We start from the raw sequence: 25,671 nt of genomic DNA on the forward strand, positions 1-25,671 counted from the left end.
TTAAAGAAGGAGTAAAGTATGAAGTTGTCACCAAGGTTAAAGAGTATAGTTGATCTTTTAGATTTGCCTGCTAGAGTAGGGGATATTGGAGCTGACCATGGGTATCTAGCTATTCATTTAGCAAGGCAGGATAAGGATAATTACATAATAGCAAGTGATTATAATAAGGCTCCCTATAAAGCGGCTTTAAATAATGTTCGACGATTTGCTTTATCTGATAGAATAGATGTTAGGTTGGGATCTGGGTTGTCTGTTTTAAATGAGGGTGAAGTTGATCAAGTCGTTATAGCAGGGATGGGGAGTAAGACAATCAAGTCAATTTTGGAGGATGATCAGTCCTTGGCCCTTAAATTGGATAAGTTGGTATTACAGCCTATGGCAGGGGCTTCTTCTTTGCGGAGGTGGCTTGTAAAGAATGGTTATAAGATTTCTGATGAGAAATTAATTTTAGAAGGAGATTTCCTTTATCAGATTATAGCTGCTAAGCCTGGAGAGATGGATGATGAAGGTGAATTCATCTTAGAATTAGGGCCAAAGTTGCTAGAGAAAAAAGATCCATTGTTAGAACTTTATTTTAAGAGTTTAGAGGATGAATGGAGTGAGGTTATTGAAAAGATATCAATGAATGCTCCAAACCATCCTAAAATAGATATAATAAATAAGAAGCTAAATAAACTAAAGGGTTTAAAGAGAAGGATTACTTAGTAAGGAGGGAAGAGGATGGCAGTTAAATTGCAGCAGATTACTACTTTAATTGATAAAATTGCACCTAAGAGGTTGGCCTATAAGTGGGATAATGTAGGATTGCAGGTAGGGGATTATAATCAAACGGTATCTAAGGTTATGCTAACGTTAGATATTACTAAAGAGGTCTTATCTGAAGCCAAAGAAGAAGGTGTAGATTTGATTATAGGACACCACCCTCTTATCTTTAAGGGGATCTCAAAAATTCGCTACAATACCTCTATAGGAAGGTTGATTAGGGATGCTATTAAAGAGGACATCTCTATTTATATAGCCCATACAAATTATGATATAGGTGAAGGTGGGTTAAATGATTACTTGGCCCAAAGCTTAGGTTTAACTAATACTGATGTTTTACAAGTAACTGCTAGAGAAGAGATGAAAAAGGTTGTAGTCTTTGTTCCTAAAGATAACTTAGAAGGTGTAAGAGAAGTTATGGGAAGAGCTGGAGCAGGATGGATAGGAAAATATAGTGATTGTTTCTTTGCTCAAGAAGGGATAGGGAGTTTTAAAGCTTTAGAGGGTAGTGAACCTTATATAGGTAGCAAAGGGGAGCTAAGTGAGGTTGAAGAGGTCAGGTTAGAGACTATAGTACCTAATTCTAAATTAAACAAGGTGGTTTCAAAGATGATTAAAGCCCACCCTTATGAAGAGGTTGCTTATGATGTCTATCCATTAGATAACCCCGGGTCAAGATTTGGTCTTGGCAGGGTAGGTTATTTAGATGAAGCGATTACTTTAAGAGAATACTGTCAAGTAGTTAAAGAGGAATTAAATCTAGACACTTTGAGAGTTATAGGTTCTCTTGATGATAAAATTGCCAAGGTGGGAGTATGTAGTGGTAGTGGTGGAGACTATATTAAAGCGGCATCTTTTAAAGGTGTTGATGTATTTGTGACTGGTGATATTAAGTATCATGAAGGGCAGTTGGCCCAAGAAGAAGGGATTGCTTTAATTGATGCTGGACATTATGGTACAGAAAAAATAGTTAAATCAGCTATGGGAGAGTATTTAAATAAAGAGATAAAGAGTAATAATTTTAAGGTAGAAGTTATAGAATCTAAAGTGAATACAGATCCTTTTGTCATAATCTGAGTAGGTCTAATATTAGACCTACTCTTTTCTATGCTCATAGATAATTAAAACTATAAAAACAAAAAGGAGTGATGATATGAATAAGGTGGAGTTGTTATATAAGTTACAAGGGATAGATGATAGGATAAAAGAGGTTGAAAGAAAGCTTGAATCTGTATCTAATTTGAAGGAGGTAGGTGTTAGAGAGGAAGATTTATTTAAGAGAGAAGAGGCTTTGGGTGAGGGCGAATTAAAGTTAAAAGAATTAAAGAAGAGGGCCAAGGATATTGAATTTGAAGATGATCTTCTTTTAAGAAAGGAGAAAGATTATAAGGAACAATTATATAGTGGTGAGATAGGAAACCCAAAAGAGTTAGAGAAGTTGCAAGATAAGTTAAGGAAAGTTAGTGAAAATAAAGGGGAAGTTGAAGAAAAATTACTAGAACTAATGATGGAAATAGAGGAAGGAGAGGGGAAGTTAAGTGAAGGTGAAGATGAGCTAAACAAGATAAGAGAAAAGGTTAAGGAGTTAAAGAGAGAAGAAGAGTTTAGGAAGGATCAGTACAAAGAAGAGTTAGAAGAGCTAAAAAGGGATAAAGAAGAAGTAAAAAGACTATTAGAAGATGGGTTGATTTCAAAATACAATGACCTTTATCGTAGGAAGAGCTACAAAGCGGTGGCAAAGCTTGAGGATGGTTATTGTATGGGGTGTAGGATCTCTCTTCCTTTTAATTTAGTTAGGGAGGTTAAGGAAGCCGATGAGATGGTCTTATGTGATAATTGTGGGAGAATGCTTTATTATAAGGGATAGGGGATAGGTTTTCCATTAATTAACTAATTGTTTTGTTTGACTTTAATTATTATTAGTGTTATCATAAGTTTTGTTGTCGCAAAGAAAGGTTATTAATGTTTTATAATTGACAACTTTAATTCTAAGTGTTATAATTTTATTTGGCTATTAAATTTTAAGAGTTGAGTAGGCTGGATGATCGCAAGTATAGTGGATACTTGAGGAAAGTCCGGGCTCCATAGAGCAGGATGCTGGTTAACGGCCAGCCGGAGTAATTCGAGGGAAAGTGCCACAGAAAGGAAACCGCCTTTGATAGGTAAGGGTGAAAGGGTGCGGTAAGAGCGCACCGGGGTTTTGGTGACAGGACCTGCAAGGTAAACCCCATCCGGAGCAAGACCAAGTAGGGAGAGGTTAAGAGTAGCTCGCTCATCTTTCCGGGTTAGGTCGCTTGAGGTGACAAGCAATTGTTACCCTAGATGGATGATCATTGCCCGTGAGGGTACAGAACCCGGCTTACAGGCCTACTCAACCCTAATATTTAATATAAATATTATTTAGACTCTTCACTTTTGTGGAGGGTCTTTTTTTATAGTAATAAAGCAGAGCTTTATTACTGGTGATGAGTAATCAGTAATGAGTAATGGGTAAAACCTTAAAAAAACAGGAACCCCTTTGTTAGCTAAGGCTTATAAGAAGTTTTGAGATTTTGATTTTACTCATTACTCTTCACTCATTACCCATTACTAGTGGCACGAAAGTGACACTTTATTACTATATATTTCAAACTAGAAGAAGGTATTCCTAGATTTGTGTATAAATATGGAATCTAATGGAATAATACCTATTGTTTAAATTAAAATAGGTAGGTGATATTAATATGGAAAAGAAGCTTTATTGGGTATGGTTAACAAAGGTTAAAGGATTGGGTCCGCTTAAAATAAGGAAACTTTTAGATTATTTTAATGATGCACAAGGGGTTTGGGAAGCTTATGGCGAAGAATTAACTAATGTAGAGGGAATTGGTCCTTCTACTGCTAAAAATATTATTAAATCTAAAAACACCTTTGACTTTGAAGATGAATTCAAGTTATTGAATAAAAATAAAGTTAAGGTTGTAACTTTATCTGATAGATGTTATCCTAAATTATTAAAGGAGATATATTATCCTCCGCCTCTTTTATATTATAGAGGGGATATAAGGGGAATAGATAGACCTTCTCTTGCTGTTGTTGGTTCTAGAAGGTGTACTACTTACGGTAAGAGTATAGCTTTTAAAGTTGCTAAGAGATTAGTTGATTTAGGGGTTTCAGTTGTTAGTGGGATGGCTAGAGGGATTGATACAGCAGCCCATAAAGGGGCTTTGAAAGGTGGAGCAACTTATGCTATTTTAGGATCTGGTCTTGATGTTGTTTATCCACCTGAAAACTATACTTTGATGAATGAGATCATTGATAATGGAGCTGTTTTGAGCACTTTTCCTTTGGGAACTCAACCTCATGGGGGTAATTTCCCTATAAGAAATAGGATTATAAGTGGTCTTTCTTTGGGAACTTTAGTAGTGGAAGCTGATAAGAAGAGCGGTTCCTTAATAACAGCTAATTATGCTCTTGATCAAGGTAGAGAGGTGTTTGCTATACCTGGTGATATCAATAAGAAGCAAAGTATAGGTACAAATCACTTAATTAAGAGTGGAGCTAAGCTCGTTCAAAACATAGATGATATAAGAGAAGAATTGCCTTTATTTTCTTTACAGATTGGAGAAAAAAGGTTTGCTAAAGGTGCAGGAGACACAAGTGAAGAGGGTGCATCTTTTGATGATAGATTAAGTGTTTTAACTGAGGATGAGGTTGCTGTGTATAAGGTATTATCTTCTAAACCACAACAATTTGAATATTTATTTAATAGGATGAATTTTGACACTTCAAGGTTAAATAGGGTATTATTAGATTTAGAGATAAAAGGATTTATAGAGCAGTTAGTAGGGCGTAGGTTTAAGATAGTGGATTAACAAATTGATTTAGGAAGGAGTAGGTATGGAATCTACATACCACATTAGATATGAGAGAGAATGTGTTTGAGATAATTAGTCATCTGGTAAAGAGGTTATTATATAGTGAAGACTTAGTAAATGATGAAGAGAAGTTGATTCAATCTTTAAGAGAAGAGGGTTATGATTTAGCAGAGATTAGTCAGGCTTTTGAATTTATATTCTCTACTTCGGAGATAATAGAGGTGTCAGGAGATAATCAAAAAAGTTTAAGAAAAGAAGCTGATTATGAAGTCAACATAAATAGTAGAAGTTTCAATAGGGTCTTTAATTTTAGAGAAAGATTAAAATTAAGTTTAGGGGTTCAAGGGGTTATTATTAAATTACTTGCCTTAAATTTAATTAATGGAGAAGAGGTTGAACTAGTAATAAGTAAGTGTTTAGTAGAGTATAGTAGTATTGTTAATCTTATTGATTTTTGGAAAGCTTTAGAATTGGTTATTGATGATGAATTTAGGTTGGCCCTTATAACAAGAAAAGTTGAAGAACTTAATGGTTTAGATGAATCAAAAGGAAAATATATCAATTAAATTTATAGTGGTGGAGGTGTGATTATGGCAAGGAAGAAAAAGAAAAAAAATAAGAAGCTAGTAATAGTAGAATCTCCTGCTAAAGCTAAGACTATTAGTAAGTTTCTTGGAAAGGGCTTTGATGTGGAGGCTTCTATGGGGCATGTTATAGATCTACCCAAGAGTCAATTAGGTGTAAATGTAGAAGAAAATTTTACACCTAAGTATATAACCATTAGAGGCAAAGGAAAGACTTTACAAAAGTTAAGGAAGAAGGCGAAAAAGAGCAAGGAGATATTACTAGCTACAGACCCGGATCGTGAAGGAGAAGCAATCTCTTGGCATTTGGCCCATGCTTTAAAAATTGATGAAGAAAGTAATTGTAGAATAGAATTCAATGAGATAACTAAAGGGGCTATTCAAAGTGCATTAGAGAAAGTAAGACCTATAGATAAAGATAGGGTGGATGCTCAACAAGCTAGAAGAATACTTGATAGATTAGTCGGTTATAAATTAAGTCCTTTGTTGTGGAAGAAAGTTAGAAAAGGTCTAAGTGCAGGTAGAGTACAATCAGTAGCAGTTAGAATTGTTTGCGATAGGGAAGAGGAGATTAGAAACTTCAAAGAGGAGGAGTATTGGACAGTAGATACAAAGGTGCAAGCTGGTACTAAAAAGGAGTTTGATGCTAAACTACACCGTATTGATAATAAAAAGTTTAAAATTACTAGTAAAGAAGAAGTTGATAAAGTAGTTGACCAATTAAAAGAGGAAAAGTTAGCTATTAAAAAGGTGAAGAAGAGTAAACGGCGAAGAAATCCTTCTGCCCCCTTTACAACTAGTAGTTTACAGCAACAAGCTTCTAATAAGTTGAATTTTAGTTCTAAAAAGACTATGTATATAGCCCAACAATTATATGAAGGTTTAGATTTAGGCGCTGAAGGAACTGTTGGTTTGATTACATATATGAGAACAGATTCAACTAGGATATCTAAAGAAGCTCAAAATGCAAGTAGAAATTATATAGCTAAGACCTTTGGTGAAAAATATCTATCTAAGAAAGCCAAAAGTTATCAGGCTAAATCTAATGCCCAAGATGCTCATGAAGCTATTAGACCTACATCAGTTCAGAGAAGTCCAGATAAAATGAAAGATTACTTAAATAAGGAACAATACAGGTTATATAGACTAATTTGGGAGAGACTTGTGGCTAGTCAGATGAGTCCTGCTTTATACAATACCCTAACAATAGATATAAGAGGGGATAAGTATTGGTTAAGGGCCAAAGGTTCTATAGAAATTTTTGATGGTTTCTTAAGAGTCGATTCAAGTAAGAGTGGGAGCAAGGATGAACTTCTCCCAGAGTTAAAAGAAGGAGAAGAGGTTAATTTGAATAAGGTTATTCCAGAGCAGCATTTCACCCAACCCCCACCACGTTATACAGATGCAAAACTTGTTAAGACTTTAGAGCAAAAAGGGATTGGGAGACCAAGTACCTATGCAACTATAGTAAGTACAATTCAAAATAGAGGTTATGTGGAAAGGGAAAGTAAAAGGTTTAAACCAACAGAGTTAGGAGAGTTAGTTAATAATCTTTTGACTGAGCACTTTCCTGATATAACGGATATAGAATTCACAGCACAATTAGAGGATAGTTTGGATAAGATCGAGACTGGAGAGGTAGATTGGGTAAAGTTATTGAAAGAATTGTATTTTCCATTTGAAGAGCGATTAGAGAAGGCTCATAAGAATATGGAGGATGTTCAATTAAAAGACGAGGTTACAGATATTATATGCGAGAAATGTGGTAGTAATATGGTGATTAAGCATGGGCGCTATGGTAAATTTCTAGCCTGTCCAAAGTATCCAGATTGTAAGAATACTAAGCCTATCTTAAATAAAGTTGGAGTTAAATGTCCAGATTGTGAAGGTGGAGATGTTATCAAGCGTAAGAGTAAGAAGGGGAGACCTTTTTATGGGTGTAGTAACTATCCAGATTGTGAGTTTATGAGTTGGCATAAACCGATCAAAGACAAGTGTCCTGATTGCAAAAGAATTTTATTTGAAAAGAAGACTAAAAAAGAACATAAACATTATTGTGCAGCTGAAGATTGCGGTTATGAGAAAGTAGTCAGCGAGTAAAGAACAGATAACAGATTGATAATAGCTTTTAATGTTTTTGGATTAACATCTATAACCTATTATCTGATTCAAAAAAGGGGGGATTAATATGTTTGAGGCTACAACGGTGATTGCTATTAAGAAGGGTGATGAGGTAGCAATTGCAGGTGATGGACAGGTAACTATGCAGCATACTGTAATGAAGCATAGCGCGAAGAAGATAAGAAAGATTTATAGGGATAAGGTCTTAGCTGGGTTTGCTGGTGCTGCAGCAGATGCCTTTACACTCTTTGAAAAATTTGAAGGGAAGTTAGAGGAGTTTCATGGTAATTTAGAGAGGGCAGCAGTTGAATTAGCAAAGGAATGGAGAACAGATAAGATGCTTCGAAAACTAGAGGCTTTATTAGTGGTAGCAAATAAAGATTCCTTATTGGTCATCTCTGGGACAGGTGATGTTATTGAACCAGATGATGGAATTGCTGCTATTGGTTCTGGGGGGGCTTATGCTCTAGCAGCAGCTAGAGCCTTTAATAAGTCTACTGATCTAAAAGCTTCTGATATAGCAAGAAGTTCGTTGGAGATTGCTGGAGATATATGTATATATACAAATAAGCACATTAGTGTAGAAGAGATATAAGGAGGGGGTTTATGATGGAAGAATTAACTCCAAGGCAGATAGTTGAGAGTTTGGATAAGTATATTATTGGACAAAAACAGGCCAAAAAATCTGTAGCTATAGCTCTTAGAAATAGATATAGAAGAAAGCGACTCTCGGAGGATTTAAGAGATGAGGTTGTTCCTAAGAATATCTTAATGATAGGGCCAACAGGTGTTGGAAAAACAGAGATAGCAAGAAGATTAGCAAAGTTAGCTAAAGCACCTTTTATTAAGATAGAGGTAACCAAGTTTACAGAGGTTGGTTATGTAGGAAGAGATGTAGAGTCTATGATCAGAGATTTAGTTCAGATTGCTATTAATATGATAAAAGAAGAGAAATCAGCTTTGGTCCAAGAGAGAGCAGAAAAATTAGCAGAAGATAGGATTTTGAATATTTTATTACCTTCACCAAAGAAGAGAAGTAATAACCCTTTTGGCAATCTATTTAATGCAAATGATGAAGATGATGATTACTTAAATGAAGAAAGAGAAGAGCGGTTTGCACGTCAGCGAGAAAAGCTGCGTAAGCAATTAAAGGAAGGTCTTTTAGAAGATAGAGTAATTGAGATAGAGGTAGAAGAGAATAACTCACAGATGGTAGAGATCTTTTCGGGTGCAGGTGTAGAAGAGATGGGTGTTAATTTTCAAGATATCTTTGGTGGGATCTTTCCTAATCAAAAGAAGAAGAGAAGGTTAGAGATTAAAGATGCAAGAAAGGTCTTAAAGGAAGAAGAAGCGCAGAAATTAATTGATATGGAAGAGGTAAGTAGAGAAGCTATCAAACGTGTTCAAGAATCTGGGATGATCTTCTTAGATGAGATTGATAAGATAGCAGGAGGAAAAGGCGGATCAGGTCCTGATGTCTCTAGAGAAGGTGTACAAAGAGATATACTACCTATTGTAGAGGGGTCAACGATAATGACGAAGTATGGTTCAGTTAAGACAGATCATATATTATTTATTTCAGCTGGGGCCTTTCATTTATCCAAACCTACCGATTTGATCCCAGAACTTCAAGGTAGATTCCCAATTAGGGTAGAGCTTAATAGTCTCTCCAAAGATGACTTTAAAGAGATTTTGACCAAGCCAGAGAATGCTTTAATAAAACAGTACAAAGCCTTGTTGAAAACTGAAGATATAGATATAGACTTTAGTGAAGATGCTATTGAAGAGTTAGCAGAGATAGCTTATAGAGTTAATGAAGAGACTGAAAATATAGGTGCAAGAAGGTTACATACAATAATTGAAAAGTTATTAGAGGAGATATCCTTTGAGGCTCCAGAACTTTCCAAAAGGGAGATTGAGATTAATCGAGAATATGTAAAGGATAAGCTAGATTCTGTCGTAGAAGACAAGGATTTAAGTAAATATATTTTATAGTAATAAAGCATAGCTTTATTACTATAGCTGTCAGCTATCAGACGTCAGCTAAGATCAAGAGATTAAGTTCTTCAGCTGATAGCTGACGACTGATGGCTAGTTGTATAAAGTGCAACTAATCCAATTATTGGAGGTGAAAAGGTGGGGAATATAGATAGACTACTTAATAAAACGCGGAAGATAAATCGAATCATACAGCGATCAGCGGGTAACCCTGTTGATTTTAAAGAGATGTCGAAGGTTTTGAGTGAGACAATAGAGGCTAATCTTTATATTGTCGATGAAAAGGGAGTTATATTAGGCTATACTCTAATTGATCAATTTGAATGCGATTTAATGTTTCAAGAAGTAATTAGTGAAGGTCATTTTCCTAGAGATTATAATGATTGGCTTTTGGGTATTTATCATACTCGCTCTAATTATGAGCAACAAGAGGGACATTGTGTATTCAAAGATGAGGAGTGTATATTTAAACACAAGCTTACGACAGTTGTACCTATCAATGGAGGTGGAGATAGACTAGGGACATTGATAGCTGCTAGATTTGATGAAGAATTTGAATCAGGTGATCTTCTTTTGGCTGAATACGGTGCTACAGTTGTAGGGATGGAGATTTTAAGGTTGAGAAGTGAAAGGGTCGAGAAGGAAGCGCGAAAGAGAGCGGCAGTACATATTGCTTTAGAGACTCTTTCTTATTCAGAGTTAGAGGCTATAGAACATATTTTTGAAGAATTAGAAGGTAGTGAAGGCTTGTTAGTTGCTAGTAAGATAGCTGATAGAGTAGGTATAACTAGATCAGTAATTGTAAATGCTCTTAGGAAATTTGAAAGTGCTGGAGTAATTGAATCAAAATCTTTAGGGATGAAAGGAACATATATCAAAATTTTAAATGATACCTTACTTGAGGAGTTAGAAGAAATAGATTAGTTAAGAGGTAGGGAGGGAATTTCATATAAATATAAATATAAAGGTTGCTAAGCAACCTTTATATTTATATTTTTAGGAGTAAATTAACATTAATGAGAGGCAATATTGTGCATATGAAGATCAAAAATATATTTTTTATAATTTGGATATATTTTTTTAAAGGAATTTTTAAAAATTAGTTGAAATACAGATAGTGAGGCCTAAATTATATATATCTGAATAAAGGAGGATATATTAAATGGAGATATTTAATAATAATAATTTTGGGGTTTTACAAAGTGCTTTAACTTCTTTGAGCAAAAACCATAGAGCGATTTCTGATAATATTGCAAATGTAGATACCCCAGGTTACAAGAGAAAATCAGTCTCTTTTAAAAAAGAGTTAGAATCATTATTAGAAGGTTCCAACAATGATCTGGCCGTTACAAACAAAAGACATATCAGTTTAGGTTCTAGAGATATATCTAATTTTAAACCACAGATCAGTGTTGAAGCTGATAGTTCGGCTAGAGAAGATGGAAACAATGTGAGTATAGATGCTGAGATGGCTTTTTTAGCGCAGAATACTTTGGAATATCAAGCTATTGCAAGGCAGGTTGCTAATCAGTTTAATAGGCTAGACTCAGTTATTCAAAAAGGGGGTAGATAAGCTTGGGAATATTTAACGGAATGAATACTAGTGCTTCTGGGTTAACTGCTCAGCGTTTGAGAATGGATATTATATCTAATAATATTGCAAATGTTAATACTACTAAGGATGAAAATGGAGAGTATTATAAACGCAAGATGCCAGTTTTTGCTACAAAATTAAACGAAGAGATTGGTAAGTTGAGCAAAGGGGAGCAGATAAGTAATGGTGTAAAGGTTAAAGAGATTAAAGAGAGTGGTGAACCTCCAAGGTTGGTTTATAAGCCTACTCACCCAGATGCTAATGAAGATGGCTATGTTAAGAAGCCTAATATAAACATAGTCTCTGAGATGACTGATATGATATCTGCTACAAGAGCTTATGAAGCCAACGTAACGGCTTTGAATTCTTCTAAGTCAATAATTGAAAGTGCTTTAAATATAGGTTGAATTTCTTAAGTTGTACAGGCTGAAGATTTTTATTTCTTAAGCGCTTATTACTTAACAGAAATAAGTGCTTATTTATAAGAAGGAGGGATGTGTGATGGAAATTAATAGTATAGCTAAAGCTAATACCTTTAAGCTATCTAAGCAAGGAAAAAGCGAAATAAATAGATCATTTGTAGATACGCTAAAAGGTTCCTTAGCTAAGGTTAATAACTTGCAACATAAAAGTAATAAGATGGGTAATGATTTGGCATTGGGGAAGGTTGATGATGTTCATGATGTAATGGTAGCTGCTCAAAAAGCAAAACTTTCCTTAGATTTAACTACATCTATAACTACAAAAGCTGTAGATGCATATCAAGAGGTTATGAGGATGCAATTATAATGTATTTGTTCAGTGAGATTGGGGTGTGAATATGGTTGAAAATTTCTCGCAAATAAAGGAGCAGTTACAGAGTTTATGGGCCAACTTAGATAAGAGGGCTAAGGTAATAATAGGTAGCTCTGTAATAGTAACATTTATAGGTTTGCTAATCTTAGCTAATTGGGCTAGTAGACCAGATTATAGGGTTCTTTTCTCTAACCTAGCAATGGATGATGCTGGTGAGATTACAGAAAGGTTAGAGGAACAGGGAGTAGATTACAAACTAGAGAGTGATGGATCTGCTATACTTGTGCCTAGTAGTCAGGTGGATCGATTAAGACTTGTCTTAGCTAGCGATGGTTTACCTACAGGTGGAGTAGCAGGTTTTGAACTTTTTGATCGTAATCAGATAGGGACTACTGATTTTGAACAGAATGTTAACTTAACCCGTGCTTTACAAGGAGAATTAACACGTACAATTGGACAACTTGATAGCGTTGAACACGCTAGAGTTCAGGTGAGTCCAAGACAGAGAAGTATATACAGGGATATGGATGAACCTGCTGAAGCTTCGGTCTTCTTAAAGTTAAGAGGTCGTGCTAATCCTTCTAAAAATGAGGTTGAAGCAATTGCAAATTTAGTTGCTAGTGGTGTTAGTGGGTTGGCCCCTGAAGACGTAACTATTGTCGATACAGCTGGAAATTTATTGTCAGCTGTGCTAGATAGAGATAGTGAAAATGAATTTGGGTCAAGGCAATTAGAACTAAAACGCGATGTTGAGAAGAAGCTAGAAAGAGATTTAAATATGATGTTAACTAGAGTCTTTGGGGTTAACAATTTTGTAGTTACAGTAAATGCTGATCTTAATTTTGATGAGAGAAATATTGAGAGAAAGAGGTATGAACCTGTTGTAGGTGATAGTGGTATTGTTAGGAGTGAACAGACCCAAGAAGAGAGGCAGAGAGGAACTACAACAACTCCTGAGGGTGTTCCAGGGACTACATCTAATATCCCTCAATATCGGACTACAAATGAAGAAGAGAGCGATTATAGAAAAGAAGATAGAATTATAAATTATGAAATCAATGAAGAGATAGAAAGGTATGTACAAGCTCCTGGTGCTGTGGAAAGAATATCGGTATCATTAATAGTTAATCAAGACCTTGATGAGCAGAGAAGGGAATCTATTACTCAAGCTATCTCAACTGCTGTTGGATATAATGCCAATAGAGGTGATCAAATTACAGTTACAGGTATGGAGTTTGATGATAGTTTGGCTCAAATGGTTGACCAAGATATCTTGGCAGACCAAGCAAGGAGAAGAAACATTCTTATAGCAGCAGTAGCTATAGTGGCTTTAGGTATTTTGATTTTATTAATTATTTTATATAAAGGAAGAGCCACTGATAAAGAGGTTCAAACAGGTCAGAATATAGATTATATAATTGACGAAGCAGAAGATGAATTTGCTGCAATTAATGGATTAAGTGAAGAAGAGAGCCAAAGACAGAAATTACAAAATAATTTAAGGAAAATAATTGAAGATCAACCAGAAGAAATTGCAGGATTAGTTAAGAGTTGGTTGGCTGAAGATTAATAGGAGGTGGAAAAATGTCTGCTTTAACAGGTAAAGAGAAAGCAGCCATCTTGTTAGTCTCCCTGGGTCCTGATGCATCAGCAGAGGTCTTTAAACATTTAAGTGATGAAGAGATTGAAGATCTGACCTTAGAAATTGCAAATCTTGATAAGGTTTCAACGGAGGTTAAAGATGAAGTTTTAAATGAGTTTCATCAGATGTGTGTGGCTTATGATTATATTAGTCATGGTGGTATGGATTATGCTAAAGAAGTTTTAGAGAAGGCTTTAGGGGCTAGTAAAGCAAACAATATTATTGATAGGTTAACGGCTTCATTACAAGTAAGACCTTTTGATCAATTAAGAAAGACTGACCCTAGTCAAATCTTAAACTTTATCCAAAACGAGCATCCGCAGACTATTGCTTTGATCTTAGCATATTTAGATTCTGAACAATCAGCATTGATATTATCTGCTTTGCCATATGACAAACAGACAGAAGTAGCTAAACGTATTGCTACTATGGAGAGAACTACTCCAGATATTATAAAAGAGGTAGAAAGGGTCTTAGAGCAGAAATTATCTTCTTTAATGACAAATGAGTATACTGTAGCTGGAGGAATAGACTCAATTGTAGATATTTTGAATTTAGCCGATAGAGCTACTGAGAAGAAAATATTGGAGGATCTAGATGAAGGAGATCCAGAATTGGCTGAAACAATTAGGCAGAAGATGTTCGTCTTTGAGGATATTACTCTGTTAGCAGATCGAGATATTCAGATTCTATTAAGGCAAGTTGATACTGATGATTTATCTTTAGCTTTAAAGACTGTTAGCGATGAAGTTGCAGATAAGATATTTAATAATCAATCAAAGCGTGCAGCTGAGATGCTTAAAGAGGATATAGAGTTCTTAGGTCCAGTTAGAATTAGTGATGTAGAGGAAGCACAGCAGAAGATCGTTAATGAAATTAGAAAGCTAGAAGATGCAGGAGAGATCATTGTTAATCGTGGTGGAGAGGATGAGGTTGTTGTCTAATATAATAAAGTCGGGTTTTATCAAGTCGGGGAATGTCTTTAAACTGGCCGATAAATCTGAAGGTAAAAAGATAAAAAGCATTGACTCTCAAAGTGAAACGATTAGTGAAGAAGAAAAGGAAGTTTTAACTTCAAGTGAAAGGGAGAAGAAAGAGATCGTAGAAAGGGCCAAAGCCCAAGCTCAAAAGATAGTTGCTCAGGCCCAAAAGGAAGCCTTAGATATAAAAAAGAAAGCTCAAGTATCCCTTGAAGCTGAGAAAGATCAGGTGTTGAAAGCAGCTCAAGAAGAGGGCTTTAATCAAGGTTTTAATACCGGGCTAGTTCAAGGGGAGAAGCAGGTCTTAGATAATTTCAAAGATCTTCTTAATAATTTGGCAACAGAGGTAGCTGAGTTTAAAGACGAGCTAAATGGAAGAGAGGAGTCGTTAAAGCAAGATATAGTAAGACTCTCAATTGCTATTAGCGAAAAGATAATTGCTAAGGAACTCTTAGTTGATAAAGATATAGTTAAGGAGATTATCAACGATACCATTAAATTATTAGATGGTGAAGAAGAGATAAAGATAAAAGTGAATCCAAGGGATTTAGAGTCTTTGGCTGGGTTTAAAGAAGATCTTTTAGAAGGTAATAATGGTCTTGAAAGTGTAAAGATAGTTGGAGATGAAGGCGTAAGGGTAGGAGGCACTTTAATTGAGAGTGACTTTGGTGGTCTTGATGCTACAGTAAGCTCTCAGTTAGAGGAAGTTGAAAATAGGTTGCTAGAAGTGATAAATGATGAGTAACTTTAATATAAACTTAAATTCTCTAGTTGGAGAGTTGGATAATATCCAAAGAATAAAGTTCTTTGGTAAGATCAGAAGAGTTGTAGGTTTGATCATTGAATCCCAGGGGCCAAATGTTAATGTAGGAGAGGTCTGCTTAATTGAAACCTCTTCTAACAAAGAGAAGATTAAGGCAGAGGTTGTAGGGTTTAAAGATAATAGTGTTCTTTTAATGCCTTTGGGTGATATGAGTGGAGTTGGCCCAGGTTGCAAGGTCTTTGCTACAAATAACCCTTTGATGGTCAAGGTTAGTGATGACCTGCTTGGACAAGTCCTAGATGGTTTAGGTAATCCAATGTCTGATTTTAGCTTTAAAGGGAATGGGAAAGAATATTCCATTTATAATGATCCTCCTGACCCATTAAAGAGAAGAAGGATTACTGAACCAATCTCTTTAGGAATTAGAAGTTTAGATGGTATTTTAACTTGTGGAAAGGGCCAACGTTTAGGAATCTTTGCCGGAAGTGGTGTGGGGAAGAGTACTACTTTAGGTATGATTGCCCGCAATACAGATGCAGATGTTAATGTCATCGCTTTAATTGGAGAGAGGGGTAGAGAGGTAAGAGATTTTATCGAAAGGGACTTAGGTGAAGAAGGGTTAAAGAAGTCTGTAGTTGTAGTTGCTACCTCAGACCAACCGGCTTTAGTTAGGCTAAAGGGAGCATTAGTAGCAACGACTATAGCAGAATACTTTAGAGATAAAGGAAAAGATGTTAACCTTATGATGGATTCAGTAACTAGGTTTGCTATGGCCCAAAGGGAAGTAGGGTTGGCTGTTGGTGAGCCTCCTGCTACAAGAGGGTATACTCCTTCGGTCTTTGCTCTATTACCTAAGTTGATGGAGAGGGCAGGAACTGATGCTAAAGGGACAATAACAGGTCTATATACAGTTTTGGTAGAGGGTGACGATATGAATGAACCTATTGCTGATGCTGTAAGAGGTATCTTAGATGGTCATATAGTACTTTCAAGGGACTTAGCTTCTATGAACCATTATCCAGCTATAGATATCTTAGAGAGTGCTAGCAGGGTTATGAATGAGATTGTAAGTGATGAACATCAAAGGGCAGCAGCCAAACTAAGAGAGGTCTTAGCTACCTACCAAGAAGCAAAAGATTTAGTATCTATTGGAGCTTATGAGGTTGGTAATGATCCTAAATTGGATTATGCCTTATCTAAATTAGATATGGTCAATGATTTCTTGCGGCAAGGGGTTAATGAGAGCAGTGATTATAATGAGACTGTTGAAGCTTTGATTAATATCTTTGCTGGGGAGTGATGGATAATTGAAAAAGTTTAAATTCAGATTACAGACTATCTTAGATTTAAAGAAAAGAGAAGAAGACCTTATACAGAAGGATTTAATTAGGTTGAAAAAAGAAAAAAGCAAGGTAGTGGATCAACTTAATCAATTTAAGGAAGAAAAAAGAAAGTTACAACAAAAGATAGAAGAAGATGAAGGTAAGAGGATTGATTTAAAGTTGGCCCTTAGATCTCGAGAGTATATTGAATATTTAAATGGTGAAATAGAAGAGTTGACTATGCAATTAGACTACTGGAAGAAAGAAATAAGTAAATGCAAAGAAAGACTATTAGAAAAAACCAAGGAGAAAAAATCATTTCTTAAGCTTAAAGAGAAGAAGAATGAACAGTATTGGAAAGAGTATCGGGCCAAGGAACAGAAGTTAAATGATGAGTTAGCAAATAATAAATACATTCGTAAAAATATTTCTTCAAATTTATAATTTAGGGGGAAGCTCGATGAAGAAGAAGATAATTGTGGTAATGTCAACCCTAATCTTATTAGCAGTTATAACCTTTCTTATTTTAAATCATTTAGATATATTTACTACACAAGACCTTAAAGATATATCCATATCTAGGGCCAAAGACATTCCCGTATTAGAGAATTATCTAGTCACTATGGATGAAAATAATAGATTAGAAAATGAAGTGATTGAACTTCAAAATTATCTAGAAAAAATCCAAGACCAAAATGAAGAATTACTTAGAGAGGTTGAGATAAAGAATAGGCAGGTTCTAGAATATCAGGACACTCTTGAAGCTTTAGAGGGGGATTTAAGCCAAGTTTTAACAGATAGAGAAGATTATGAGACTAAAGTTAGTAGATTATCGCAAGTTTATAGGGAGATGGACGAGGAGAGGGCTGCAAGTATTCTAACTGAGTTAGAGATGGATTTAGCAATTGATATATTGGCGAGGATGCGTGAAAGGGATGTAGCTAATATATTAGAAGCTATGGAAACAGATGTTGCTGCCCGTATTTCTACTCGATTATCAAATTAGAAAGGAGGTGAAAAGATGATAAGTGGGTTTAATGGTTTAGATCTGATTCAAAGAAATGATTCCTTTGAGGTGTCAAAGAAGGAAAATGGATTCAAATCTAAGGATAATAACTTCATTTCATCATTAGAAAGCAGTATGAACAATAAGGTCAGATCTAATGATAATGATGGTGAAAAGGTGGAGCTTAAAGATGTAGAGAGATTAGAGGAATTGATTAATAAAGATCTATTAGAGCTAAATGATGAAGAATTAGCCGAGTTAATGCAGTTATTAGGAGCATTTTTAGGAGCGTTGGAAGAAGCTTTAGCTTTACTAGAAAATGGAGAAGCAGGCGAGGGTAAAGAGAAAAATCAATTAGCTGAGGTGTTACTTCGTATAGAAGAAGGTATTGGTGATGACTATCTGAAAGCTTTAAGTGAAGGCTTAGAGAGTTTGGAAGAAAAGTTAACTCTTATAGAATCTTCCGTAGGAGAAACAATAAATGATGCTGATCTCAATAAGCTTAATCAAATTTATAACGAAGAAGATGAAGGATTTTTAAAAGTTAAAGAGCTACTTGCTGAGGTTAAAGGGGAGATGGAATCTCTTGGTGATAAACATTTAAATAATCATAGAGACCTTTATCAAAGAGCAATCAACCAAAGTGATATAGCCAGACTTAGCAGGGAGAATAAGAATAAAGTAGAGAATGATATAGACTTAAAGGATAGTCAGAAGGTTGTAGAGTTAGACGCTAAGATAACAGAAGGTATGCTTTTAGATGAAGAAGTTTCCTCTGAAACTTTAAAGGTAGAAGCCTTAGAAAGTGAGTCGGAGGGCGAGTTAACTAATGAATTCTTCTCACAGAATATGCAAGATATCTCTTCAATCTCTAATAATGATGAGTTTGAAGTTCTGCAACAAGTTAATTTCAAAGATGTGATGGAGCAGATAGTAAGTAATGAAGAAATCTTAGCAGCAAAGAATGGCAAAGAAGTTCTTTTACAGCTAGAACCAGAGAATTTAGGTAAATTAAGAATTAAGATTGGCATTGATGATGGGAATATAACTACTAGGATATTAGCTGAAAGTGGTCAGATTAAAGATCTTCTTGAGTTGAATTCAAATAGACTAAGAGAATCTTTGGCCCGTACTGGACTTCAAGTTGATGATATTGAGGTTAATCTTGATTTTGAAGGTGGAGCCTTTGCCGATGGTTTTGATCAAAGGAGAAATAGTCCCTTTTTCAGTAATGGAGAAGGAAGTAATAAAAAGAGAGATTTTGCTTTAAGCTTGGATGAAATTCAAGCACAACTTGAGGAAGAAAAAGTAGAAGAAGATATAAGACGGGATGACCAAAGTTTAGAACAGGTCGATTATGTTGTATAAAAGGGGGTTAAAAGATGAATGGTACTGACAGTATTGGTGCTAGTTCAAGTACTAATAATAATGAAAATAAAGTTAATAAGTCCAATGATGCAATGGGTAAAGATGAGTTTTTAAAACTATTGATGACTCAATTGAAATACCAAGATCCTTTAGAGCCTATGGATGATAAAGAGTTTATTGCACAGATGGCTCAATTTAGTTCTTTAGAACAGATGCAGAACCTAAATTCGACAATGAGTGACTTTGTAAGATATCAAAGTTTATCTCAGGTAAGTAATTTTGTCGGCAAAGAGGTTGCTGTTTTAAACTCTAGTACAGGGGAAAATGTAGTTGGAGAGGTAGAAAGGGTTATAGTGTCTGATGAAGGTCATAAGGTTGTTGTAGAAGGTGAGGAGTATCCACTAATTAATATTCAGGAGGTATTGAGTTGATTTAAAAGGGGGTGTTTGACATGAATAGGATATACTCTAATCGAATATTAAACCCACCCCAGGGGATTAATAAAGGAAAAACGATTAAAAAAGGGAAAATACCAAACTTTGAAGAAACCTTAAAAGAGAAGATGAAAGATAAAGATACTTTGAAGTTCTCCAAGCACGCTTCTAAGCGTTTAGAGTCTAGGGATATAGATTTTAAAGAAGACGATCTCAAGAAATTAGAAGAAGCTGTAAATAAAGCTAAGGGTAAAGGGGTAAAAGAGTCTCTAGTTTTATTGAACAATAATGCTTATATTGTAAGTGTTAAGAATCAAACTGTAATTACAGCTATGGGTAAAGGTAGTATGGAAGATAACCTATTTACTAATATAGATAGTGCTATTATAATTAAGTAACTGGACCCGTAAGGGGGGTTACAAGTCGCTAAATGACAGAAGCGACTAAAGAGCAGTTTACAGTTGAAAATTGAGAATTGACAGTTATAAAAAGCTCATATTTATTTAGACTTTAACTATCAATTATCAACTATCAATTATCAATTAAAATACGAGGAGGTTTATTATATATGTTACGTTCAATGTTTACTGGTGTTTCAGGCATGAGATCTCATATGGATAAAATGGATGTAATCAGTAACAATATTGCCAATGTAAATACAACAGGATTTAAAGGAAGCCGTGCTACCTTTAAGACTACGTTAAGTCAAACAATGCAAGGAGCTTCTGCGCCCCAAGATGGAAGAGGAGGTACTAATCCACAACAGGTTGGTTTAGGTGTTTCTTTAGGAAGTGTAGATAAGAATATGACTCAAGGTGCTCCACAATCTACTGGTATAAATACTGATTTAGCAATAGACGGAAATGGATTTTTTGTTGTAAATAGTGGAACTGAGCAAGTTTATACTAGAGCAGGTTCTACAGGTTTTGATAGAGATGGATACATGGTCAATACAAGTAATGGATATAGAATGAAAGGCTGGGTAGCTGATGATAATGGCAATATTGATACCAATGGATCTTTAGAGGATATAACTTTGCGGCAATCTATGGAAGCTCTAGCTACTGATGAGGTTAATTATGATGCTAATTTGAGCGCTGATAGTCAAGTTGTAAATTTAGATGAGTGGGATGAATTTGATACTAATAATATTGATGAGTTACTGAATCATGAACTAGGAGAAGAAGGCAACCAGGATGCAGATGATGAATATAATGAGATTATGAGAGACTTTCAAAATTCTATTCATAATACGACCATCGATGTTTATGATTCTCAAGGTAAAAGACATAATATCAATGTAGCATTTGTAAAGACAGGAACAAATGAATGGCAGACATTTACTAAGTTTGAAGACGGGGATTATGAAGAGGCAAATGAAGTTCAATTTAACGAAGATGGCATTATTGAGAGTGGCGATACCTTTACATTGAATCAGGAGATAGAGGGGGTAGATGATTTATCTATTGAGTTGGATTTTAGCAGTATAACTCAATTTGCTGGTGTAAATAGTGTCAAGGTAGATACTCTAAACGGCTATCAGGCAGGGTCATTCCAGAGTTTTGATGTGGATAACTCAGGTATCATTACAGGTTATTACGATAATGGTCAAAGGCAGACTTTAGGAAGAGTAGCAATTGCTTCTTTTAATAATCCTGGTGGTCTTTCAGAAGTGGGAGATACCCTGTTTAGAGAGTCTAACAACTCTGGGATAGCAAATATTGATGGACCAGGGGCAGGAGGGCGTGGAGTTTTAATGGCTGGTACTTTAGAGATGTCAAATGTAGATATGGCAGCTGAATTTACTGAAATGATTACAACTCAACGTGGTTTCCAGGGGAATTCTCGAACTATCTCTACTTCTGATGAGCTTTTACAAGAGTTGGTTAATTTAAAGAGGTAATTAACTAAACTAAGGGGAGGAATTCCTCTCCTTAGTTAACATAACTTTAAATATAGGATTTATAGAATATTATACTTAAAATTAAAGGTTAGGAAGTGGTTGCTATTATAAAGGTAACTCGGTTTAATGGCCCAGAGTTTGTTGTTAATGCAGATTTAATAGAGACCATTGAGGCTACTCCTGATACTGTTATACAACTAACTTCTAAGAGAAGGTTAGTTGTTCAAGAGGATGTAGAAGAGGTTATTAGAAAGGTTATAGAATATAAGAAAAATATAGGTTTTAATTTAGAATAAAAGTGGGGTGATATAATGGATTTAGCATCGATTGTTGGTCTCTTTTTAGGAATTACATTAGTTATTATGGGAATGTTTATGCAAGGGAATATTTTGATGTTCCTAGATGTACCCTCTATTTTTATTGTGTTAGGGGGAACCTTAGGGGGGGTAATATTAGCTTATTCTTTTAAGCAGTTACGGAGTGCTATTAAAGGTTTGAAGATAATATTTTCTCAGACAAATGATGAGGCCGGGGATATTATTTCTATATTAGTAAGCTTTGCAGAAAAAGCAAGAAGAGAAGGTCTCTTAGCTTTAGAGGAAGAAGCATATGATCTAGATGATGAGTTTTTAAAGAAGGGTGTTCAGTTAGTAGTAGATGGTACCGACCCTCAATTGGTTAAGAGTATCCTAGAGACAGAATTGACCTTCTTAGAAGAGCGTCATTCTCTTAATAGAGGGGTATTTTCAAAAGGTGCAGAATTAGCACCAGCCTTTGGTATGATTGGTACTTTGATTGGTTTGATAGGTATGTTGGCCCAATTAGATGATCCAACACAGTTAGGGGGAGGAATGTCAACTGCTTTGATTACAACTCTTTATGGTGCTTTGTTGGCCAATGTTGTGTTCATACCTTTAGCAGAAAAATTAAGGATAAAGAGTGAAGAAGAGATATTGAGTAAGGAGGTAATGATAGAAGGGATTTTATCCATTCAGGCAGGAGAAAATCCAAGGATTGTAGAAGAGAAACTAAAAGCCTTCCTATCTCCTAGTTCAAGAAGTGAGGTAAGTGAAGAAGGAGGGGCGGTGGCAAGAGATGTCGCGGGATAGAAAGAAGAAGAAAGACGAAGGAAGCAATGCTGATTGGATGACTACCTATGGAGATATGATGACTCTATTATTAGCCTTTTTTGTCCTTCTTTATTCTTTTTCAAGTATAGATGCAAGTAAGTTTCAAATGGTAATGGATGGTTTGCAAGGTAAGTTAGGTGTTTTACCTGGAGGAAGGACTGTAACTAGAGCTGAGCTGATTGAGATGGGTCTTGACTCTAGCAGCCCTAGTAATAGACAGTTTAATGAACTTAATAATAAAATAAATCAATATATAGAATTAGAAGGTTTAGAAGAACAGATTTCTGTAGAAGAGGATGATAAAGGTTTAGTAATTCGCTTTAGCGGGAAGGTGTTATTTGGTTTAGGAAGTTCCCAAATTAAAGATAATGCTAAACCGGTATTAAGTATGATATCTGGTCTTATAAAGAGTCTTCCAAATGATGTAGCAGTTGAAGGTCATACAGATAATTGGCCGATAAACAGTTCTAGGTACCCATCAAATTGGGAGTTATCGACAGCTAGAGCAACGAATGTAGTTAGATATTTTATTGAAGAGAACAATATTAATCCAAGTAGGTTATCTGCCGCAGGATATTCTGAGTATAGACCAATCAGGGCCAACGATACATCTCAAAATAGGGCTTTAAATCGTCGAGTCGATGTTATTGTTCTAAGAATGGATGAAGAGGAGGATTATTATAATGAGTGGTGAAAAAGGTAATTTGAACCTTACGATAATAATAGCAGTAGTTTTATCTGTTTTATTGGCAACTGGATCATCATATTTTATGTTTAGCCGATTAGTGGATACAGATAATGCAGGTACAACTAATGTAAATAGTGAAAATAGAGAGTTGGGGCCAACTACAGATATAGGTGATTTTTTAGTTAACCTAGATGGGGGAAGAAGGTTTGTTAGAGTTAGTATGGTTTTAGAAGTTAATAATAGCAGGGTTACTAGAGAGGTAGATGAGAGAACCCCACAGATTAGAGATTTAATTATTTCTGTTTTAAGGAGTAAGAGTCACGATGAGGTTATTACTGAAGGTGGAAGTAGAACCTTAAGAACAGAAATTATGAATAAGATTAACGAGAGGTTAATCGAAGGTCAGATAACAAATGTATTTTTCACAGAATTTGTAATTCAGTAAAAGTTTAAAAATTTGAATAAATAATATATAATTATTAGTAGATTGAATTATTTTTTCTTTAAATTAGGCAGGGGGCATAATATGTCATCAAATAGAGTTTTATCTCAAAATGAAATAGACTCTTTGCTAGATGATCTAACATCAGGGAAGTTAGAGGCTGATGAATTACAGAGTGAAAGCGAAGGGGTAGTAGAGGTTTATGATTTTAAGCATCCTAATAAATTATCCAAAGATCAGTTAAGGACTTTAAGGATGGTATATGAAGGCTTTGCTAGACTTTTAAGTACTGCTATCTCAACTCAGTTAAGGAGTGTAGTAAAGGTTGAGCTTAAATCAATTGAGCAGTTATCTTATGAAGAGTTTACTAGCTCTTTACCACAACCAACGATAATGTCTGTATGTGATTTCTATCCTTTACATGGAGAATTTATTATTGAGATTAACCCTAAGATAGGATATGCTATTATTGAAAGACTTTTTGGTGGTGATTCTGTAAATTCTATTGGAGTAGTAAGAGAGTTTACAGATATTGAAGAGGTTGTCTTAAAAAAGATCAACAAACTAATTCTAGGTAGTTTTAGTGAAGCTTGGGAGAATGTTGTAGACTTAAGACCTAGACTCAAGGAATTAGAGTCTAACCCTCAATTTACACAAATAGTTCCTAATAATGATATGGTAATCTTGGCTACTTTTGAGACAGGAGTTGGAGAGGTTGATGGTCTAATTAATATTAGTATACCTTATATCGTGTTAGAGCCTATAGTATCTAAGTTGAGTGCTCAATATTGGTTCTCTACTACTAGGGGAGACTCTGCGGCGGAGAGTTTGAATAAATTAAAGAAGAGGCTAGGTAAGGCCAAATTGCCAATAGAAGCTTATTTAGGTAACGCTAATATAAGCGTAGGACAATTACTAGAATTGGCCGTAGGTGATGTAATAAAGTTAGATAAGAAGAACGATGATGATTTGAACTTATATATCAATAATAAAAGTAAATTTTTAGTTAAACCAGGGAAAAAGGGAAGTAAGCTAGCAGTAGAAATTACTTCGGCTATTTCTGAAGAGGAGTGGGAGGAGGAAGACAATGAGTGATGCCTTATCACAAGAAGAGATTAATGCATTATTAAATGGTGAAAATGATGATGAGCAAGATTCAAATACTGAAGAATTATTAACTGAATTAGAGAAAGATGCCTTAGGTGAGGTGGCTAATATATCTATGGGGTCTGCAGCTACAGCCTTATATGGGCTTCTTGGTCAGAAAGTAGAGATTACGACTCCAAGGGTAGGTTTTAGTAGTGTTCAAGAGTTAGTTGATAGTTATACAAGGCCATGTATTGTGGTAGATGTTCAATATGTAGAGGGTCTAAAAGGGAGTAATCAGCTCATCTTAGAGAAGGAGGATGCAGCTATCATAACTGATCTAATGATGGGAGGAGATGGAACAAACCCTCCAGAAGATCTGGAAGACTTGCATATAAGTGCAGTAGGTGAAGCTATGAACCAGATGATGGGGTCTGCTTCGACATCTATGTCAGACTTTTTTGAGGGTGATAAGATTAATATATCACCTCCAAAGGCAGAATTATTAGAACTTAATAGTGAAGCTTTTAATTTAGAAAGTTCTTCTCCTGAAGATGAAATTGTACAGGTCATCTTTGATATTAATATTGGTGATCTAATAGATAGTCAAATTATTCAGGTGATGACTGTGGAATTTGCTAAGAAGATGGCTGAAGGAATTATGGGTGGACTAGGTGGAGAAGAAGCAAAAGAGCCTAAGAAGAAAGAACAACCTGCCCAGCAGCAACAAGGAATGTCACAACAAGGAATGTCACAACAAGGAATGTCACAACAAGGAATGTCACAACAAGGAATGCCACAACAAGGAATGTATCAGCAAGGAATGTATCAGCAACCAAGGCAACAGCAGCCTAGACAACAACAAAATGTTGAGGTCCAACAGGTTGAATTTAATCAGTTAGGATCTACTGGAATAAGTGGGATTAATAATGATATTAGATTGATTTATGATGTGCCTTTAGAGCTAACTGTTAGGCTAGGCAAGACAAGAATGTCAATTAGAGATGTTTTAGAATTGAGTCCAGGATCAGTTATTGAATTGGATAGATTGGCTGGTGAGGCAGTAGATCTATTGGTTAATGGAAAGTTGATTGCTAAGGGAGAAGTTGTGGTTATTGATGAGAACTTTGGATTTAGAGTTACTGATATAGTAAGTTCTGAGGAAAGGTTAAAGAATCTATAAAGCAAGGATGATA

Annotated in this window: 28 protein-coding genes and 1 other RNA gene; all 29 read left to right on the top strand. The window is 35.3% G+C overall.

What is annotated here, in order from left to right; all coding sequences use genetic code 11:
* The first annotated feature begins 18 nt into the window (after positions 1-18).
* The 29 genes from HALSAC_RS0100890 to fliY all read left to right on the top strand — a co-directional run bounded on the left by HALSAC_RS0100890 (position 19) and on the right by fliY (position 25,658).
* On the top strand, positions 19-705 hold the full coding sequence (locus HALSAC_RS0100890) for a tRNA (adenine(22)-N(1))-methyltransferase (protein ID WP_027338676.1): 687 nt from the start codon (positions 19-21) through the stop codon (positions 703-705).
* 15 nt (positions 706-720) lie between these two features.
* A complete protein-coding gene (locus HALSAC_RS0100895) occupies positions 721-1,839 on the top strand; it encodes a Nif3-like dinuclear metal center hexameric protein (protein WP_027338677.1) in 1,119 nt (372 codons plus the stop codon).
* 76 nt (positions 1,840-1,915) lie between these two features.
* Positions 1,916-2,629, top strand: a complete 714-nt coding sequence (locus HALSAC_RS14660) for a zinc ribbon domain-containing protein (protein WP_035571026.1) — start codon at positions 1,916-1,918, stop codon at positions 2,627-2,629.
* A gap of 162 nt (positions 2,630-2,791) precedes the next feature.
* An RNA gene (gene rnpB, locus HALSAC_RS16260) (RNase P RNA component class A) lies at positions 2,792-3,140 on the top strand.
* Positions 3,141-3,485: 345 nt separating this feature from the next.
* Positions 3,486-4,616 carry a DNA-processing protein DprA gene (gene dprA / locus HALSAC_RS0100905; RefSeq protein WP_027338678.1) on the top strand — a complete coding sequence of 377 codons (1,131 nt, stop codon included), beginning with the start codon at positions 3,486-3,488 and terminating at the stop codon, positions 4,614-4,616.
* A 50-nt stretch (positions 4,617-4,666) separates the two neighbouring features.
* A complete protein-coding gene (locus tag HALSAC_RS0100910) occupies positions 4,667-5,185 on the top strand; it encodes a DUF494 family protein (RefSeq protein ID WP_027338679.1) in 519 nt (172 codons plus the stop codon).
* 24 nt (positions 5,186-5,209) lie between these two features.
* Positions 5,210-7,303 (top strand): type I DNA topoisomerase, encoded by a 2,094-nt coding sequence (gene topA, locus HALSAC_RS0100915; protein ID WP_027338680.1) that lies wholly within the window; start codon positions 5,210-5,212, stop codon positions 7,301-7,303.
* A gap of 88 nt (positions 7,304-7,391) precedes the next feature.
* The gene (gene hslV, locus HALSAC_RS0100920; protein WP_027338681.1) at positions 7,392-7,919 is read left to right on the top strand and encodes an ATP-dependent protease subunit HslV; all 528 of its coding nucleotides are present in this window, start codon (positions 7,392-7,394) and stop codon (positions 7,917-7,919) included.
* 14 nt (positions 7,920-7,933) lie between these two features.
* Positions 7,934-9,319, top strand: coding sequence for an ATP-dependent protease ATPase subunit HslU (gene hslU, locus HALSAC_RS0100925; protein WP_027338682.1), 1,386 nt, complete (start codon positions 7,934-7,936; stop codon positions 9,317-9,319).
* Between the two features lie 150 nt (positions 9,320-9,469).
* Positions 9,470-10,246, top strand: a complete 777-nt coding sequence (gene codY / locus HALSAC_RS0100930; RefSeq protein ID WP_027338683.1) for a GTP-sensing pleiotropic transcriptional regulator CodY — start codon at positions 9,470-9,472, stop codon at positions 10,244-10,246.
* 238 nt (positions 10,247-10,484) lie between these two features.
* Positions 10,485-10,895: a flagellar basal body rod protein FlgB gene (gene flgB / locus HALSAC_RS0100935; RefSeq protein ID WP_027338684.1), complete on the top strand. Its 411-nt coding sequence runs from the start codon at positions 10,485-10,487 to the stop codon at positions 10,893-10,895.
* A gap of 2 nt (positions 10,896-10,897) precedes the next feature.
* Positions 10,898-11,323, top strand: a complete 426-nt coding sequence (flgC, locus tag HALSAC_RS0100940; protein ID WP_027338685.1) for a flagellar basal body rod protein FlgC — start codon at positions 10,898-10,900, stop codon at positions 11,321-11,323.
* 94 nt (positions 11,324-11,417) lie between these two features.
* The gene (gene fliE, locus HALSAC_RS0100945) at positions 11,418-11,705 is read left to right on the top strand and encodes a flagellar hook-basal body complex protein FliE (protein ID WP_027338686.1); all 288 of its coding nucleotides are present in this window, start codon (positions 11,418-11,420) and stop codon (positions 11,703-11,705) included.
* A 31-nt stretch (positions 11,706-11,736) separates the two neighbouring features.
* On the top strand, positions 11,737-13,281 hold the full coding sequence (gene fliF, locus HALSAC_RS0100950; protein ID WP_027338687.1) for a flagellar basal-body MS-ring/collar protein FliF: 1,545 nt from the start codon (positions 11,737-11,739) through the stop codon (positions 13,279-13,281).
* A gap of 14 nt (positions 13,282-13,295) precedes the next feature.
* Complete coding sequence (fliG, locus tag HALSAC_RS0100955) at positions 13,296-14,297, top strand: flagellar motor switch protein FliG (RefSeq protein ID WP_027338688.1); 1,002 nt, start codon at positions 13,296-13,298, stop codon at positions 14,295-14,297.
* On the top strand, positions 14,290-15,078 hold the full coding sequence (locus HALSAC_RS0100960) for a FliH/SctL family protein (protein ID WP_027338689.1): 789 nt from the start codon (positions 14,290-14,292) through the stop codon (positions 15,076-15,078). The genes fliG and HALSAC_RS0100960 overlap by 8 nt, the downstream gene beginning before the upstream one ends.
* On the top strand, positions 15,071-16,396 hold the full coding sequence (fliI, locus tag HALSAC_RS0100965) for a flagellar protein export ATPase FliI (RefSeq protein ID WP_027338690.1): 1,326 nt from the start codon (positions 15,071-15,073) through the stop codon (positions 16,394-16,396). The genes HALSAC_RS0100960 and fliI overlap by 8 nt, the downstream gene beginning before the upstream one ends.
* A 7-nt stretch (positions 16,397-16,403) precedes the next feature.
* The gene (fliJ, locus tag HALSAC_RS16215; protein WP_027338691.1) at positions 16,404-16,862 is read left to right on the top strand and encodes a flagellar export protein FliJ; all 459 of its coding nucleotides are present in this window, start codon (positions 16,404-16,406) and stop codon (positions 16,860-16,862) included.
* 16 nt (positions 16,863-16,878) lie between these two features.
* Positions 16,879-17,424: a MotE family protein gene (locus tag HALSAC_RS0100975; protein ID WP_027338692.1), complete on the top strand. Its 546-nt coding sequence runs from the start codon at positions 16,879-16,881 to the stop codon at positions 17,422-17,424.
* A gap of 15 nt (positions 17,425-17,439) precedes the next feature.
* Positions 17,440-18,792: a flagellar hook-length control protein FliK gene (locus HALSAC_RS0100980; RefSeq protein ID WP_027338693.1), complete on the top strand. Its 1,353-nt coding sequence runs from the start codon at positions 17,440-17,442 to the stop codon at positions 18,790-18,792.
* Positions 18,793-18,806: 14 nt separating this feature from the next.
* The gene (gene flgD, locus HALSAC_RS0100985; protein WP_027338694.1) at positions 18,807-19,223 is read left to right on the top strand and encodes a flagellar hook assembly protein FlgD; all 417 of its coding nucleotides are present in this window, start codon (positions 18,807-18,809) and stop codon (positions 19,221-19,223) included.
* Between the two features lie 20 nt (positions 19,224-19,243).
* Positions 19,244-19,624 (top strand): TIGR02530 family flagellar biosynthesis protein, encoded by a 381-nt coding sequence (locus tag HALSAC_RS0100990; protein WP_027338695.1) that lies wholly within the window; start codon positions 19,244-19,246, stop codon positions 19,622-19,624.
* Positions 19,625-19,794: 170 nt separating this feature from the next.
* A complete protein-coding gene (locus tag HALSAC_RS0100995; RefSeq protein ID WP_027338696.1) occupies positions 19,795-21,129 on the top strand; it encodes a flagellar hook protein FlgE in 1,335 nt (444 codons plus the stop codon).
* Between the two features lie 95 nt (positions 21,130-21,224).
* Positions 21,225-21,425, top strand: a complete 201-nt coding sequence (locus HALSAC_RS0101000; protein WP_245579407.1) for a flagellar FlbD family protein — start codon at positions 21,225-21,227, stop codon at positions 21,423-21,425.
* A 15-nt stretch (positions 21,426-21,440) separates the two neighbouring features.
* Positions 21,441-22,238 carry a motility protein A gene (locus HALSAC_RS0101005; RefSeq protein ID WP_027338698.1) on the top strand — a complete coding sequence of 266 codons (798 nt, stop codon included), beginning with the start codon at positions 21,441-21,443 and terminating at the stop codon, positions 22,236-22,238.
* Complete coding sequence (locus HALSAC_RS0101010; protein WP_027338699.1) at positions 22,225-22,953, top strand: flagellar motor protein MotB; 729 nt, start codon at positions 22,225-22,227, stop codon at positions 22,951-22,953. The genes HALSAC_RS0101005 and HALSAC_RS0101010 overlap by 14 nt, the downstream gene beginning before the upstream one ends.
* Positions 22,943-23,392: a flagellar basal body-associated FliL family protein gene (locus HALSAC_RS0101015; RefSeq protein ID WP_027338700.1), complete on the top strand. Its 450-nt coding sequence runs from the start codon at positions 22,943-22,945 to the stop codon at positions 23,390-23,392. The genes HALSAC_RS0101010 and HALSAC_RS0101015 overlap by 11 nt, the downstream gene beginning before the upstream one ends.
* A gap of 81 nt (positions 23,393-23,473) precedes the next feature.
* Positions 23,474-24,484, top strand: a complete 1,011-nt coding sequence (gene fliM / locus HALSAC_RS0101020) for a flagellar motor switch protein FliM (protein WP_027338701.1) — start codon at positions 23,474-23,476, stop codon at positions 24,482-24,484.
* Entirely contained in the window at positions 24,477-25,658 is a 1,182-nt protein-coding gene (gene fliY, locus HALSAC_RS0101025) for a flagellar motor switch phosphatase FliY (RefSeq protein ID WP_027338702.1), read from the top strand. The genes fliM and fliY overlap by 8 nt, the downstream gene beginning before the upstream one ends.
* Positions 25,659-25,671 lie beyond the last annotated feature (13 nt).

This window comes from Halonatronum saccharophilum DSM 13868 (assembly GCF_000517025.1).
Lineage (GTDB): Bacteria > Bacillota > Halanaerobiia > Halobacteroidales > Halobacteroidaceae > Halonatronum > Halonatronum saccharophilum.